The organism is Variovorax sp. 01N425 (genome assembly GCF_056399465.1).
On sequence record NZ_JBFTRJ010000004.1, the window covers coordinates 47,702 to 62,057 of the forward strand.

Annotated in this window: 11 protein-coding genes; 4 read left to right on the forward strand and 7 right to left on the reverse strand. The window is 69.2% G+C overall.

Features of this window, described 5'->3' with window-relative positions; all coding sequences use genetic code 11:
• Window positions 1-17 precede the first annotated feature (17 nt).
• Complete coding sequence (locus AC1DSC_RS08070) at window positions 18-1,448, reverse strand: MFS transporter (protein WP_436288296.1); 1,431 nt, start codon at window positions 1,446-1,448, stop codon at window positions 18-20.
• Window positions 1,449-1,462: 14 nt separating this feature from the next.
• Window positions 1,463-2,653: a multidrug effflux MFS transporter gene (locus AC1DSC_RS08075; RefSeq protein WP_370880672.1), complete on the reverse strand. Its 1,191-nt coding sequence runs from the start codon at window positions 2,651-2,653 to the stop codon at window positions 1,463-1,465.
• Window positions 2,654-2,893: 240 nt separating this feature from the next.
• Here AC1DSC_RS08075 and AC1DSC_RS08080 point away from each other — a divergent pair, with 240 nt between their 5' ends.
• A complete protein-coding gene (locus tag AC1DSC_RS08080; RefSeq protein ID WP_436287726.1) occupies window positions 2,894-4,759 on the forward strand; it encodes a M48 family metallopeptidase in 1,866 nt (621 codons plus the stop codon).
• 19 nt (window positions 4,760-4,778) lie between these two features.
• Here AC1DSC_RS08080 and AC1DSC_RS08085 read toward each other — a convergent pair whose 3' ends face one another.
• Both AC1DSC_RS08085 and AC1DSC_RS08090 read right to left on the reverse strand, forming a co-directional pair.
• Window positions 4,779-5,393, reverse strand: a complete 615-nt coding sequence (locus AC1DSC_RS08085) for a pyridoxamine 5'-phosphate oxidase family protein (protein WP_018904471.1) — start codon at window positions 5,391-5,393, stop codon at window positions 4,779-4,781.
• Window positions 5,390-6,562 (reverse strand): MFS transporter, encoded by a 1,173-nt coding sequence (locus tag AC1DSC_RS08090; protein ID WP_436287727.1) that lies wholly within the window; start codon window positions 6,560-6,562, stop codon window positions 5,390-5,392. Before AC1DSC_RS08090 ends, AC1DSC_RS08085 begins: the two co-directional genes overlap by 4 nt.
• Before the next feature lie 78 nt (window positions 6,563-6,640).
• On the opposite strand from AC1DSC_RS08090, the gene AC1DSC_RS08095 reads away from it, so the two are divergent.
• On the forward strand, window positions 6,641-7,525 hold the full coding sequence (locus AC1DSC_RS08095; protein ID WP_436287728.1) for a LysR substrate-binding domain-containing protein: 885 nt from the start codon (window positions 6,641-6,643) through the stop codon (window positions 7,523-7,525).
• Here the strand turns inward: AC1DSC_RS08095 and AC1DSC_RS08100 are convergent.
• From AC1DSC_RS08100 to AC1DSC_RS08110, 3 genes are read right to left on the reverse strand one after another with little or no spacing between them, the layout of a single operon-like run.
• Window positions 7,522-8,100 carry a methylated-DNA--[protein]-cysteine S-methyltransferase gene (locus AC1DSC_RS08100; RefSeq protein WP_369663033.1) on the reverse strand — a complete coding sequence of 193 codons (579 nt, stop codon included), beginning with the start codon at window positions 8,098-8,100 and terminating at the stop codon, window positions 7,522-7,524. The genes AC1DSC_RS08095 and AC1DSC_RS08100 overlap by 4 nt on opposite strands.
• A 21-nt stretch (window positions 8,101-8,121) precedes the next feature.
• A complete protein-coding gene (locus tag AC1DSC_RS08105) occupies window positions 8,122-11,199 on the reverse strand; it encodes an FAD-binding and (Fe-S)-binding domain-containing protein (RefSeq protein ID WP_436287729.1) in 3,078 nt (1,025 codons plus the stop codon).
• Window positions 11,200-11,207: 8 nt separating this feature from the next.
• Window positions 11,208-11,903: a GntR family transcriptional regulator gene (locus AC1DSC_RS08110; protein ID WP_436287730.1), complete on the reverse strand. Its 696-nt coding sequence runs from the start codon at window positions 11,901-11,903 to the stop codon at window positions 11,208-11,210.
• Window positions 11,904-12,025: 122 nt separating this feature from the next.
• Between AC1DSC_RS08110 and AC1DSC_RS08115 the strand changes: the two genes are divergently transcribed.
• Both AC1DSC_RS08115 and AC1DSC_RS08120 read left to right on the forward strand, forming a co-directional pair.
• Window positions 12,026-13,270 carry a pyridoxal-phosphate-dependent aminotransferase family protein gene (locus AC1DSC_RS08115; protein WP_012748008.1) on the forward strand — a complete coding sequence of 415 codons (1,245 nt, stop codon included), beginning with the start codon at window positions 12,026-12,028 and terminating at the stop codon, window positions 13,268-13,270.
• A gap of 57 nt (window positions 13,271-13,327) precedes the next feature.
• Window positions 13,328-14,311, forward strand: a complete 984-nt coding sequence (locus AC1DSC_RS08120; protein ID WP_436287731.1) for a Bug family tripartite tricarboxylate transporter substrate binding protein — start codon at window positions 13,328-13,330, stop codon at window positions 14,309-14,311.
• The last annotated feature ends 45 nt before the right edge of the window (window positions 14,312-14,356 follow it).

Here is a 14,356-nt window from a genome sequence, read left to right on the forward strand (position 1 = left end):
GGCGTACCCTAACCTATTCAGCCGCCCTGCCCCGTCGTCTTCAGCCGCAGGCTGCTGAAGACCGCCGCCAGGCCCGCGCAGCAGGCCGCCAGCACCAGCGCCACCACCGGCCCGCGGCCGCCATGCGGGGTCCAGATGCTGAACACGCCGGCCAGCACCACCGCGCCCAGCGTCTGCCCCGTGAGCCGCGCCGTGCCCAGCATGCCGCTGGCCGCGCCGCTGCGGTGCGCCGGCGGCGAGGTCACGATGGTGTGGTTGTTCGGCGACTGGAACAGGCCGAAGCCCAGCCCGCACAGCGCCATGCGCCAGGCGATGTCGGCATTGCCCGGATGCGCCGGCAGCGCCGCCAGCAACGCCAGGCCGATGGCCAGCAGGCCCAGCCCGATGCCGCCCAGCAGCCCGTCCGGATAGCGCCCGATCAGCCGGCCCGCGATGGGCGCCATGGCCACGATGGCCAGCGGCCAGGCGGTGATGAGCAGCCCGGCCTCGATGTGGCTGCGGCCGTACACCTCCAGCAGCAGGAACGGCAGCGCAATGTAGGCCAGCATCTGCGCGCAGAAGGCCGCCACCGACGTGCCCATGGAAAGCGCGAACACCGGAATGCGCAGCAGGTCGATCGGAAACAGCGGCACCGCCAGCCTGCGCTGGCGCCGCAGATAGACGAAGCCCACCGCCACGCCGGCCAGCAGGATGGCCCAGGCCGAGGCCTGCGCGCCGCCGGGCACGCCGCCCTCGCGCACGCCCAGCCGGTCGACGCCCAGGAACACCAGCGAGAACATCAGCACGTTGAGCGCCACGTCGATCGGCGAGAAGCGCAGGCCCGCCGCCGGCGCCACGCGGTTGAACGGCAGCGCCTTGAGGCCCAGCGCCAGCGTGATGGCGCCCAGCGGCACGTTGATGGCAAACAGCCACGGCCACGAAGCCACCGAGAGAATGGCGGCCGCCACCGAGGGCCCGGCCACCGAGGACGTGGCCACCACCATCGAGTTGATCGCCATGCCGCGCCCCAGCAGCGCCGACGGGAAGGTCAGCCGCACCAGCGCCGCGTTCACGCTCATGATGCCGGCCGCGCCCAGGCCCTGGAAGGTGCGTGCGGCAATCAGCGTGGCGAGCGAATCGGCAAAGGTGGCGCCGATCGAGGACACCGTGAACACCGCCATGCCCAGCAGGTAGACGCGCCGGTAGCCGACCAGGTCGCCGAGCGATGCCAGCGGCAGCAGCATCACCAGCGTGGCGATCTGGTAGGCGTTGACCACCCAGATCGCATGCGAGGGGCTGGCCTGCAGTTCGCGCGCAATGCCCGGCAGCGCCAGGTTGACGATGGTGCCGTCGAGCACCGCCACCATGATGCCGAGGATGATCACCAGCATTGCGCGCTGGCGCGCGGGCTGGTCCAGCCCGTCGGCGGCCTGCCCGGCGTTGCCCTCGACCGCCGCCGCGGCTTGCATGTGCGCTGCGCCGCTCACGCCTCTTGCGTCCTGCGCGTGGGTTCAGAACGCACGCTGCCCAGGGTGAGCCAGGTCAGCACCAGCGCGATCAGCGCGCCGCCGGCCATGCCCGCCACCATCGGCAGCGGGCGGCCGTCGGTGAAGAGGCCCACCACCGCCATGGCCAGTGCGCCGGTCAGCATCTGCAGCGTGCCGAGCAGCGCCGAGGCCGTGCCCGCGATGGCGCCGTGCATCTCCAGCGCCAGCACGCCGGTGGTCGGGATCACCAGGCCCATGAAGCCGGAGGCGATGAAGTACAGCACGATCAGCACCCAGAGGCTGTCGCCGCCCGCGGCAAAGTACGCGAACATCGCCAGCATCGCCATGCCCGAGGCCACCACGCCAAACTTGACGAGGCCCACCAGCCCGAAGCGCTCGCCCAGCGAACCGGTGAACTGCGAGGCACCGATGAAGGCCGCCGCGTTCACGCCGAAGGCCACGCTGTAGAGCGCGGGCGACAGGCCGTAGTGGTCGATCATCACGAACGACGAATTCGCCAGGTAGGTGAAGAAGCCCGCCATCGCAAAGCCGCCGATGAACACCAGCCCGAGGTAGTGCCAGTCGCGCAGCAGCACCCAATAGGCCGACAAGGCGCTGCCGAGGCTGCTCTCGACGCGCTCCGAGGCCGGCCGCGTTTCGCGCAGCTGCGTGACCATCATCGCAAGGCCCGCCACCGCGGCAAGGGTCACGGCCCAGAACACGCCGCGCCAGCCCGCCACCGCAATCACCGCGCTGCCCGCGAGCGGCGCGAGGATCGGCGACACGCTGAACACCAGGATCAGCAGCGACATGAGGCGCGCGGCATCGGTGCCGGTGTGCAGGTCGCGCACCACCGCGCGCGGAATCGCCATGCCGGCCGCCGCGCCCAGGCCCTGCACGAAGCGCAGCGCGATCAGCGTGTGGATGTCGGTGGCCAGCGCGCAGCCCACGCTCGCCAGCGCGAACAGCACCAGCCCGGCGTACAGCGGCGGCTTGCGCCCGACCATGTCCGAGACCGGCCCGTACAGCAGCTGGCCCGCACCCAGCGAAAGAAAGAACGCCGTGAGGCTCATCTGCACCGCGCCGATGTCGGCGCGCAGCGCCTGGCCGATGGCCGGCAGCGCCGGCAGGTACATGTCAATGGCGAAGGGCCCGATGGCCGAGAGCAGGCCCAGCAGCAGGGCCATCTTGAAAAAAGGAGACGAAGAACGCATTGGAGCGATTGTCGCCAAGCGCGGCATCCGGTGCAGGCGTGGGGTCGCCGCATCGCCGTTGCTAATTCTGCGCAAAGAGTACGACCTTCGTATTCACGCCATGCGCATGCACGATTTTCGACATACGCAAGGAGGCAAACGCCCGCTACGCTATCGCCTTTCCGGCCGGTTTTGCACAACGAATCACAACATCGCATCCAGGAGAAGCACCCCATGGCCCTCGCCCGAACGATCCATGCCGACCTCTTTCGCGTCTTCCTTCTGACCCTGGTGTCGCTCTTCGCCATTCCGGCGGCGACGCTGGTCTTCACGGAGTACGCGCTGCGCACGGAGGACGCCGAATTCCTGCAGGCGATCGAGAAGCGCATCGCCTCCGACACCAGCCTGTCCGCCGGCAACAAGGCGCAGGCCACCGAGTTCTACCGCGGCCATCCGCTCTCCAAGGCCTGCAGCGCGACCGCGCCCGAAGACAAGAACTACCACGACAAGGTGTGCAGCCCCTACTCGATGCACTGGCAGTTCCACTGGGCCGACCGCGCCGCCGGCTGGACGCTGGTTCTGGGCGCCGCCCTGCTCGCGGCGGCGCTGGTGCTGGGCGCCTTGGCCTTTGCCAACCGGGGCCTGCGCTATGCGAGCTTCGTGGCGGGCTGGCGGCTCATGACGGTGTCGAGCGCGCTCGAGGTCGCGCTGCAGGGCGCGATGCTGGTGTGGCTGTCGTTCTGGGTCACGGCCTACTTCTGGCACAGCTACTACGTCAAGCTGATCATCATCGCGGGCATCGCGGCCGCGGTGGCCGTGTTCTATGCGATCTACACGCTGTTCAAGAAGCTGCCCTTCGGCAACGAGATCGAGGGCGAAGTGGTGGCCGAGGCCGATGCGCCGCGCCTGTGGGAGCGCATCCGCCAGCTGGCCGCGCGCGTGAAGACCGCGCCGCCCGACCAGATCGTGGCCGGCATCGACACCAACTTCTTCGTCACCGAGGCGCCCTGCGACGTGGGCGGGCGCACGCTGCAAGGCCGCACGCTGTTCGTGAGCATTCCGCTGCTGCGCGTGCTCGACCAGTCGGAGGCCGACGCGGTGCTGGCGCACGAGCTGGCCCACCTGGGCGGCGGCGACACCCGCAGCAGCGCGGCGCTCGGCCCCAAGCTGCTGCAGTTCGACCAGTACACCTGGAAGATGCGCGACGGCGGCCTGAGCATCGTGGCGCACTACCTGCTGCGCCTGTATCGCATGATCTTCGCCTTTGCCCTGGCGCGCGACAGCCGCGAGCGCGAATACAAGGCCGACAGCGTGTCCGCGAGCCTCACGGCGCCCGGCGCCATCGTGCAGTCGCTCATCAAGATCGCGGCCTATGCGAGCTACCGCAACGACGTCGAACGCAAGCTCTTTGCGCAGGACCGCCAGCACGACGGCGCGCTCGGCATCGCGGGCTTCGTGGCCGCCGGCCTGCCGCCCTATGCCAGTTCGGATGCGTTCGTCGAGACCATGAAGACCGCCGACGTGCCGCACCCCTACGACAGCCATCCGCCGCTGCTCGAACGCATGCGCAACGTCGGCCACCATGTGCCCGAAAGCGCCTACGGTGCGATCGTCGCGACCGCGCCCGCGGCCTCGTGGGCCGACGACATCGAAACCGCCGCCGCCATCGAACAGCGGCTGTGGAGCGACTACGAGCAGCGCTTCGTGCAGAACCACGAACTGAGCCTCGCCTACCGCTACGAGCCGGCCACCGAGGAGGAGCGCGCCGTGGTGCTGCGCCACTTTCCGCCGGTTGCCTTCGCGCTGAAGAACAGCGAGAGCATCGAGGTGAGCCATGCGGGCCTGCGCCAGAGCGTGGATGGCGGCCCGACCGTCGGCTGGGACGAGGTCAAGGACCTGACCTTCCAGGACAACACCTTCGGCGACCTGCTGGTGGTCACGCACCACGACAAGGGCATGCTCGGCGCGCGCACCACCAAGCTCAAGGTGGGCGGCCTCGGCAAGCAGAAGGAAAACTTCAAGGGCGCGGTGGGCCGCTACTGGCAGCGCCACCAGATCATGCGGGCGCAGCAGCAGCACCAGGCCTCGCCCGAGCCCTGAACGAACCGAAAGGCGCTGCTCAATACAAGGTGGCGCGCTGCCGCGCCGGCAGCTCGCGGTCGTAGCTCTCGCCGTCGAAGGCGGCACCGGTCAGCGCTGACAGGATGGCGCCGGGCGTGGGCACCTCGCGGCGCGAATCCGCCGGCAGCGGCGCCCACAGCTTCGAGCGCTGGATGGCGCGCGCACACTGGAAGAAAACCGATTCCACCCGGATCTCGATCACGCACTGCGGCGGCTTGCCCTCCATTGCGAAGCGGGCCATGAGCCCGGGCTCGGTCGTGATGCGCGCCCTGCCGTTCACGCGCAGGGTCTCGCCCACGCCTGGAATCAGGAACAGCAGCGCCACGCGCGGATCGGCCACGATGTTGCGCAGGCTGTCGATGCGGTTGTTGCCGCGGCGCTCGGGCAGCAGCAGCGTCTTCTCGTCCTGCACCGCCACGAAGCCCGGCGGGTCGCCGCGCGGCGAGGCGTCGAGGCCGCCGGGTCCGGTGGTGGCCAGCACCGCGAAGGGCGAAGCGGCAATCAGCGCCTGGTAGCTCGGGTGCAGCCAGGGCACCTCCTTCTTGAGCGAGGCCTCGCCGGCTTCGCCGAACAGCGCTTCGAGCTGCGCGAGGGTGTCGATGGCATGGGTCATGGGATCACTCCTTGTTGCTTGTCCGGCGATGCCGACGGGTTCCTGCCGCAGGCCAGCGCCGCGGCGGCGAGCAGCAGCGCGCAGATGCCGTAGAGCCAGGACGATGCCACGACCGGCAGCAGGAGCCCGGCCAGCAGCGGCCCGATGCCGGCGCCCACGTCGCGCCACACCGCGCGCGCGGCCAGCGCATGCATGCGCTCGGGCCCCGGGGTGCGGCGCGCCACGATCGGCGGCAGCAATGGCAGCTGCAAGGCGCGCAGCACCACGATCAGTGCCGCGCAGCTCCACAGCCAGCCCAACCCGAAGCCCGCCAGCGCGATCGCCGTCACGAGCGAGAGGCTCACCAGCAGCCGCTCGGCACCGAAGCGCTCCGCCATGTGGCCGCCGACCGGGCTCAGCAGGATTTCCGCGAGGTAGCGCAGGGCCATCAGCGAACCCGCCATGACCACCGCGCCGCCCGGCATCAGGTCCTTGCCCAGATAGGACAGGCCGACGATGAAGAGCCCGTCGAGCGTGAGTCCTTCCATGAACGACCAGGCATCGAGGCTGTTGGGCCGCCCGAAGCGGCGCGCGGGCCGGCTGTGCGGGCTGCCGTGCGGCGCCGCAGGCAGGCGCCGCGTGGCCAGCACCGCCACCAGCGAGAACGCCGCAAGAATGCAGAAGATGATGCGCGGCCCGGCCCACAGCGCCAGCAGCGCGCCCAGCGGCAATGCGAGCACAGGCCCCATCGCGATGAGTGCGCGCGAACGCCCGCTGCGGCGCGCCGCACCCAGCAGTTCGGCCGTGGCCAGCGACTGCGTCGACAGGTTGAGCGCGGCAAAGCACAACCCCCACACGAGCCGCAGCGGCAGCAGCGCCCAGAAGCCCGAGAGCGTGGCATAGCCCAGTCCGCAGAACGCAGCCGCCATCACCGCGATGGTGCAGGTGAGCCGATCACCGTTGCGCGCATAGAAGCGCGCCACCGCGCCATAGCCCGCAATGCGCACGAGCCGGTTGGCCGCAAGCAGCATGCCGGCCTCCGCCAGCGTGACGCCGAACTGCGCCGCATACATCGGCAGCAGCAGGTAGAGCACCACGTCGGCCGGCAGCGAAAGGCCGAGCGCAATGGCCGCGTGGCGGGAGTTCAGGTCGGTGGCAGCGGGAGCTGGAGCGGGCGTGGTGCGAAACATCGAGCCCGCATCGTGCGCCGGCGCAAGGCATGCCGACAAACGACATTAACGCCCGCCATGCGTGAGAAAATTGCACGCATGCCGCTTCGAGAACCGCCCCTCAATGCCGTGCGCGCCTTCGTCGCCGCGGCCCGCCACCAGAGCTTCACGCGCGCGGCCATCGAGCTTCATGTGACGCACAGCGCGGTGAGCCGGCAGATCAAGAGCCTGGAGGAATGCCTGGGCGTCGCGCTGTTCGAGCGCCGCATCCGCCAGGTCGCCCTGACCGCGGAGGGGCAGCAGTTCTTCGCCGAGGCGGGCCCGGCCATCGCGCAGATCCATGCGGCGGCGCGTGCATTGCAGGCGCAAGGGCCGGCCCGTGCCGTGAGGATCAACGTGCGGCCCTCCTTCGCGGTGCGGTGGCTCATTCCGCGCCTGCCCTTGTTCGTCGAGCGCTACCCGGAGATCGAACCGCAGGTGGTCACGAGCACGGTCATGCCCGAACAGGCCGCGGGCAGCTTCGACATCGCGGTGCGCCGCGGGCTCGAGGGCTGGCCGCCTTCCATCGAGGTGCGCCCCTTCCTCGAGGACGAAGTGCTGGTGGTCGGCGCGCCGGCGCTGTTCAAGGCGCATCCGCTTTCGGACCTGCGCGCGCTGGCCTCGCATGTGCAGCTGTCGGCCCGCACGCGCAAGGAAGACTGGGACGCCTGGAAGAAGCACGTCGGCGCACCGCGCGCCAAGCCGGCGGGGCGGCTGCAGTTCGACCACCTGCACTTCGTGCTGCAGGCCGCCGTCGACGGGCTCGGCATCGCGCTGGCGCCGACCTCGCTGGTGGCCCACGACCTGGCCTCGGGCCGGCTGCAGTCGCCACTGCCCGCGCTGCGCATGCCGCTGAACCGCTACTACTACGGCCTCTCGCCCGACGCCGCGCCGGAAGCCGCGTACGTCGCGCAATGGTTCGAGGAAATGATGGGCCCGCGCTAGAACAGCGAAGCCATTCCGTTCGGCCGCGCGCCTTCGATGTCGAGCATGCGCAGCTTCGTCAGCGCGCCGCCGCCCGCCGAAAAGCCGCCGGGCTTGTTGCCCGCGGCCAGCACGCGGTGGCATGGCACCACGGGCGCGAAGGGGTTGTGGCCCATGGCCTGGCCCACCGCGCGCGACAGGCCCTTGTCGCCGAGTTCGGCCGCGATCTCGCCATAGGTGCGCGTCTGTCCGGGCGGAATGCGCCGTGCGATCGCATAGATGCGCTGGTGGAATTCCGACACATGGCTCATGTCGAGCACGATGCCGCTGAGGTCGTCATCGGATTCGCCGTTCAGCAGGCCCTGGATGGCCGCGATCGCGCGCCGCGCGCTTTCGGGCGGCTCGGCTTCGCTCAGGTTTGCAAAGCGGCGCCGCATGCGCGCCCGCGTGGCAGCCTCACCGTTTTCTTCGGGCAACTGCACGCCGACGAGCCCACGCGGTCCCCAGGCCAGCGCGCAGGTGCCGATGGCGGTTTCGAACAAGGCAAAGCCTGGCTCGATGGTTTCGCTGCTGGTGCTGCCCGATGCTGCATTCATCGCGCCATTTTCTGCCAGCCGCTAAGCCTGATCGGGCGACAGGGTTGGCGGCACCAAGTGCCGCTCCAGCAGCACCGCCACGTGCACCGCCTCGCGCTGCGCGCCGTCGCCGATCTGGTGGCGGCAGCTGGTGCCGTCGGCCACCACGATGGCGTCGGGCCGCGCGCGGATCGCGGGCAGCAGGCTGGCCTCGGCCATCTGCATCGACACGTCGATGTGCCGCGCCTCGTAGCCGAAGCTGCCCGCCATGCCGCAGCAGGAGCTTTCGATCAACTCGGGCTCGGCACCGGGAATGAGCCGCAGCACGTCCAATATCGGGCTCACCGCGCCAAAGGCCTTCTGGTGGCAGTGGCCGTGCAGCAGGATCGGCGCCGTGGCCGGCGTGAGCGCGAGCTTGAAGCGCCCGGCCTTGAGCTCGCGCGCAATGAACTCCTCGAACAGCAAAGCCTGCTTCGCCACGGTTTCGGCCTTCTTGCCGAAGCCCATCACCAGGGTTTCGTCGCGCAGCGTGAGCAGGCACGAAGGCTCGAGCCCGACGATGGGCACGCCGGCCTCGGCCAGCGGCCGGAGCGCGTCGATCAATGCTTCCGCACGGCGCTTGGCCTCGCCCACCATGCCGCTCGCCAGGAAGGTGCGGCCGCAGCAGTGGTGCCCGCCGCTCTTCTCGACCGTGTGCAGCGTGTAGCCCGCGGCCTTGAGCACGCGGGCCGCCGCCAGCGCGTTCTCGCTCTCGAAGGTGCCGTTGAAGGTGTCGACGAAGAGCACCGCCGCGCGGCCGCCGTTCGCCTGCACCGACAGCACGGCCTCGCGGCTGGCGAACATGCCGTGCAGCTCGGCCTTGGCGCGCCAGAAGGTGTCGGAGCGCCATTCGGGCAGCGACCGGCGCGCCGAAAGGCCCAGCAGCTTCTCGCCGAGCCAGGCCGCGCCGGGCACGGTGTTGCGCAGGTTCATGAGCCACGGCAGGCGGCTCGCGCGGTGCGCGTAGTCGGGCATGTGGGCCACCAGCTTGTCTTTTAGCGAGTGGCCGTGGCGCTTCTTGTAGTGGTCGAGGAACTCGATCTTCATCTTCGCCATGTCGACGCCGGTCGGGCAATCGCGCTTGCAGCCCTTGCAGCCCACGCACAGGTCCATGGTCTCGTGCATCTCTTCGCTGGTGAAGGCATCGGCGCCGAGCTGGCCCGAGAGCGCGAGCCGCAGCGTGTTGGCGCGTCCGCGCGTGAGGTGCTGCTCGTCGCGCGTCACGCGGTAGCTCGGGCACATGGTGCCGGCGTCGAACTTGCGGCAGTGGCCGTTGTTGTTGCACATCTCCACGGCCTTGGCGAGGCCGCCGGTGCTGTCGCCACCGGTGCCGGGCGCGGTGGTCTTCTCGGTCACCGGGTCGGCGTTGACGTTCCAGGCCGACCAGTCGAGCACGGGCTTGAGCTCGATGCGCCGGTAGGGCCTGGGCGCGGTAGGCGGCGCAAAGCGCAGCAGCGAGGCGTCGTCCATGCGCGGCGTATCGACGATCTTGCCGGGGTTGAACAGGTTGGCCGGATCGAGCTCGTGCTTGATGGCGCGAAAGGCCTCGTTGAGGACCGGCCCGAACTGCCATTCGATCCACTCGCCGCGGCACAGGCCGTCGCCATGCTCGCCGCTGAAGGCGCCCTTGTACTTGCGCACCAGCGCCGCGGCTTCTTCCGCAATGGCGCGCATCTTGGCGCCGCCGTCGGTGCGCATGTCCAGGATCGGCCGCACGTGCAGCGTGCCGACCGAGGCATGCGCATACCAGGTGCCGCGGCTGCCGTACCTCGCAAACACCTCGGTCAGTGCATCGGTGTATTCGGCCAGGTGCTCGAGCGGCACGGCGCAGTCCTCGATGAAGCTCACCGGCTTGCCGTCGCCCTTCAGGCTCATCATGATGTTGAGGCCGGCCTTGCGCACTTCCCAGAGGTTCTTCTGGCGCGCGTCGTCGGGCATTTCGACCACGCTGCCGGGCAGGCCGAGGTCGCCCATCAGCTCGACCAGCTGCCTGAGCCGTGGCAGCAGCGCGGCTTTCTCGGCGCCGGCAAACTCGACCAGCAGGATGGCCGCGGGCTTGCCGATCAGCGCGGTTTCCACCGTGGGCTTGAAGGCCGGGTTGGCAAGGCTCAGCTCGATCATCGTGCGGTCGACCAGCTCCACCGCCGTGGGGCCCAGCTTCACGATGTGCTGCGCCGCATCCATGGCCGCATGGAAGGTCGGAAAGTTCACGATGCCCAGCACCTTGGCGCGCGGCAGCGGCGCGAGCTTGAGCGTGAGGCTCCGGGTGTAGGCCAGCGTGCCCTCGGCGCCGACCAGAAGGTGCGCGAGGTTCACGCTGCCGTCGGCGGTGTAGGGGCGCTCGCTCTGGTTGTCGAAGATGTCGAGGTTGTAGCCCGCGACGCGGCGCAGCACCTTGGGCCAGTGGGCGTGGATCTGCTCGCGGTGCGCCAGCGCAAGCCCGTGCACGAACTTTGCGATGCCCGCCGCGCGGGCGCCCAGCGTGGATTGCGGGCCGAACTCCACCAGCTCGCCGCTCGAGAGCCAGGCGCTCGCACCCAGCACGTTGTGCACCATGTTGCCGTAGGCGATGGAGCGCGAGCCGCAGGAGTTGTTGCCCGCCATGCCGCCCAGCGTGGCCTGCGCGCTGGTCGACACATCGACCGGATACCAGAGGCCGTGCGGCTTGAGCTGCGCATTGAGGTGGTCGAGCACCAGGCCGGGTTCGACGGTGGCGGTGCCCTCCTCCAGGTTCACGTCGAGCACGCGGCGGAAATGCTTGCTGTTGTCGATGACCAATGCAGCGCCCGTGGTCTGGCCGCACTGGCTGGTGCCGCCGCCGCGCGCGAGCACCGGCACCTTCAGGTCGCGTGCGATGTCGATGGCGGTGGCAATGTCGCGTTCATTCGTCGGCACGAAGGCGCCGACCGGCGTGATCTGGTAGATCGACGCATCGGTGGCATAGCGGCCGCGCGAGCCGGCGTCGAACAGCACCTCGCCCTCGGTCTCGGCGCAGAGCCGCCGTGCGAGCAGCTCGCAGGTGTCGTTGGGCGGAAGAACGGTTCCGGCGGGCTGGATGTGGCTGGCGGGATCGACGCGCATGGTGAAGGTCAGCTCGCTGTGTTGGCCTGGGGATAGATCTGGCCGGTGCGCATCAGCTCCAGCACCGTGTCGCGCTTGCGCATCACGTGGGAGATGAGCACCTTGCGCAGGCCGGCGGCGTCGCGCGCGGCCAGCGCAACGATCATCTGCTCGTGCTCCTCGACCGCGTGCTTCCACTTGGCATCGTTCTGGTTGGTGCGAAAGCGCAGCGACTGCACGCGGGCATTGATGGAGCGGTAGGTGCTGGACAGCACCGGGTTGCCCGCGGCCTCGTTGATGGCGGTGTGGATGCGCGCGTTGAGGCGGTAGTAGCCCGAGAGATCGCGCCGCGCGAAGCAGGCCATCATTTCGTAGTGCAGCGCGCGCACCTCGGCCAGTTCCTCGTCGGTGATGCGCTTGGCCGCGAGCTCGCCCGACATGCCTTCGAGCATGGCCAGCACCTCGAAGGTGTTGAGCACGTCGGCCTCGGTGAGCTTCACCGCCACCGCGCCGCGATTGGGCAGCAGGTCGACCAGCCCTTCGGCCGCGAGCAGCTTGATGGCCTCGCGCAGCGGCGTGCGCGAGACGCGCAATTGAAGGCACAGCTCGCGCTCGTTGAGCTTGGCGCCGGGCGCGATGTGCCCTTCGACCAGCATCGTGCGCAGGCGCGACGCGACCTGGTCGTGCAGCGCGAGGCGCGAGATTTCGATGATGTCTGCGGTCATTTCTGTTTCCCTTGAATGCATTTTGAATGCAAAAAACCACAGCTGCAATCCCATTAATTAAGGGTAAACCAGCATGTTTAAATCAGTTTTGAATGCAAAACTGAAAGCGAAAGGACAGTCCCATGCTGCAACTCGACATCCATCCCACCGGCCGCCACTTCCTCCAGATCCCCGGCCCGAGCCCGGTGCCCGACCGCATCCTGCGGGCCATGAGCCTGCCGACCATCGACCACCGCGGACCCGAGTTCGGCACGCTGGGGCTCAAGGTGCTCGGCGGCATCAAGCAGATCTTCAAGACGAAGCATCCGGTCGCGATCTACCCCGCTTCCGGCACCGGTGCCTGGGAGGCCGCGCTCGCCAACACGCTGAGCCCGGGCGACCACGTGCTGATGTACGAGACCGGCCACTTCGCATCGCTGTGGCAGAAGATGGCCACGCGGCTCGGCCTGTCGACCGAATTCCTCGCCTGGTCCGGCAAGGACGAGCAGCTGCCCGCCGCGCCCAGCTGGCGCCGCGGCGTGCAGGCCGACCTCATCGAGGCGCGCCTGCGCAAGGACACCGAAAAGAAGATCAAGGCCGTGTGCGTGGTGCACAACGAAACCTCCACCGGCGTCACTTCCGACATCGCCTCGGTGCGCAAGGCCATCGATGCGGCGGGCCATCCGGCGCTGCTGATGGTCGACAGCATCTCGGGCCTCGCGAGCGCCGATTTCCGGCACGACGAATGGGGCGTGGACGTGACCATCAGCGGCTCGCAGAAGGGCCTGATGCTGCCGCCGGGGATCAGCTTCAACGCGCTCTCGCCGCGGGCGCTCGAAGCCTCGAAAAGCGCGAAGCTGCCGCGCGCCTTCTGGGCCTGGGACGAGATCGTGGAGATGAACAAGGACGGCTACTGGCCCTACACGCCCAACACCAACCTCCTCTATGGCCTGTCCGAATCGCTCGACATGCTGCTGGGCGAAGGGCTGGACAACGTGTTCGCGCGCCACCAGCGCTGGGCCGCCGGCGTGCGCGCGGCGGTCGATGCCTGGGGCCTGCCGATCCAGTGCGCCGACCCGGCCGTGTATTCGCCCGTGCTCACCGGCGTGATCACGCCCGAAGGCGTGGATGCCGATGCGCTGCGCCGGCTCATCCACCAGCGCTTCGATCTTTCCTTGGGCACGGGCCTGGGCAAGCTCAAGGGCCGCATGTTCCGCATGGGCCACCTGGGCGACAGCAACGACCTGACGCTGGTGGCCATGGTCGCGGGCGTCGAGATGGGCATGAAGCTCAGCGGCATCAAGCTCGCGGGCAGCGGCGTGCAGGCGGCGATGGACCATTTCGCGAGCCATGCGGCGGCGCATGCCGGCCTGCAGAAGGCCGCCTAGCTGCGAGCACGCATCGAGCCCGGCACGCATCGGACCCACCACACAACGGAGACAAAGATGATGATGCAGAGACGTTCGCTGATCCAGGCCGCGGGAGCCGCAGCCGCCACGCTGGGCGTACCCCGGCTCTTCGCGCAGGAGTGGCCTTCGGGACCGGTGCGCATCGTGGTGGGCTTTCCGCCCGGCGGCGGCACCGATGCGCTCGCGCGCGTGGTGGCGCAGAAGCTCACGGTGATGTGGAACCAGCAGGTCATCGTCGAGAACAAGGGCGGCGTGGCCGGCGTGCTGGCGGCCGAATACGTGTCGCAGCAGCCCAGCGACGGCAGCACGCTGCTGATGGCGCACATCAACAGCCATGCGCTCGCGCCCAGCCTGCAGCCCAAGCTGCGCTACAGCGTGGAGCGCGACTTCGTGCCGATCGTGCTGGTGGGCGTCACGCCCAACCTGCTGATCGCGAGCCCGGCGCAGAAGGCGCTCACGGTGAACGACATCGTGGCCGCCTGCAAGGCCTCGCCCGGCACGGTGAGCTTCGGCTCCGCGGGCGCGGGCTCGGCGCAGCACCTGGCGCTGGAGATGTTCAAGCTGCAGGCCCGGGTCGATGCGCTGCACGTGCCCTACAAGGGCAGCGGCCCGCTGCTGGCCGACCTGATGGGCGGGCAGATCCAGTACAGCTTCGAGACCATGACCGCGGCCACGCCGCATGTGAAGAGCGGCCGCGTGCTGGCCGTGGCGCAAACGCGCACCAAGCGCGCCAAGGGCCACCCGGGCGTGCCGACGATGCAGGAGCAGGGCTTCGCGGGCTTCGAGGCCACCACCTGGTATGGGCTCGCAGGTCCGGGCAAGCTGCCGCCGGCGATTGCCGAGAAGGTGAACCGCGACGTCAATGCTGTGCTCGCGATGCCCGACGTGCAGGAAAAGCTCGACACCTACGGCGCCGAGGACGGCGGCGGGTCGCAGGACAAGTTCAAGCAGTTCATCTCGACTGAAATCACCAAGTGGGCGAAGGTGGTGAAGGACGGCAAGGTTCATGTGGACACTTGACGTGCTGTTGTTCGGGGTGCGCTCCCGCCGACGGGGTACCTTGCT

What these genes read in the sequence shown, in the direction of transcription:
- AC1DSC_RS08090 (WP_436287727.1), bottom strand. Translation starts at nt 6,562, where the DNA reads ATGTTTCGCACCACGCCCGCTCCAGCTCCCGCTGCCACCGACCTGAAC.
- AC1DSC_RS08075 (WP_370880672.1), bottom strand. Translation starts at nt 2,653, where the DNA reads ATGGCCCTGCTGCTGGGCCTGCTCTCGGCCATCGGGCCCTTCGCCATT.
- AC1DSC_RS08110 (WP_436287730.1), bottom strand. Translation starts at nt 11,903, where the DNA reads ATGACCGCAGACATCATCGAAATCTCGCGCCTCGCGCTGCACGACCAG.
- AC1DSC_RS08105 (WP_436287729.1), bottom strand. Translation starts at nt 11,199, where the DNA reads ATGCGCGTCGATCCCGCCAGCCACATCCAGCCCGCCGGAACCGTTCTT.
- AC1DSC_RS08095 (WP_436287728.1), top strand. Translation starts at nt 6,641, where the DNA reads ATGCCGCTTCGAGAACCGCCCCTCAATGCCGTGCGCGCCTTCGTCGCC.
- AC1DSC_RS08070 (WP_436288296.1), bottom strand. Translation starts at nt 1,448, where the DNA reads ATGCAAGCCGCGGCGGCGGTCGAGGGCAACGCCGGGCAGGCCGCCGAC.
- AC1DSC_RS08080 (WP_436287726.1), top strand. Translation starts at nt 2,894, where the DNA reads ATGGCCCTCGCCCGAACGATCCATGCCGACCTCTTTCGCGTCTTCCTT.
- AC1DSC_RS08120 (WP_436287731.1), top strand. Translation starts at nt 13,328, where the DNA reads ATGATGATGCAGAGACGTTCGCTGATCCAGGCCGCGGGAGCCGCAGCC.
- AC1DSC_RS08100 (WP_369663033.1), bottom strand. Translation starts at nt 8,100, where the DNA reads ATGAATGCAGCATCGGGCAGCACCAGCAGCGAAACCATCGAGCCAGGC.
- AC1DSC_RS08085 (WP_018904471.1), bottom strand. Translation starts at nt 5,393, where the DNA reads ATGACCCATGCCATCGACACCCTCGCGCAGCTCGAAGCGCTGTTCGGC.
- AC1DSC_RS08115 (WP_012748008.1), top strand. Translation starts at nt 12,026, where the DNA reads ATGCTGCAACTCGACATCCATCCCACCGGCCGCCACTTCCTCCAGATC.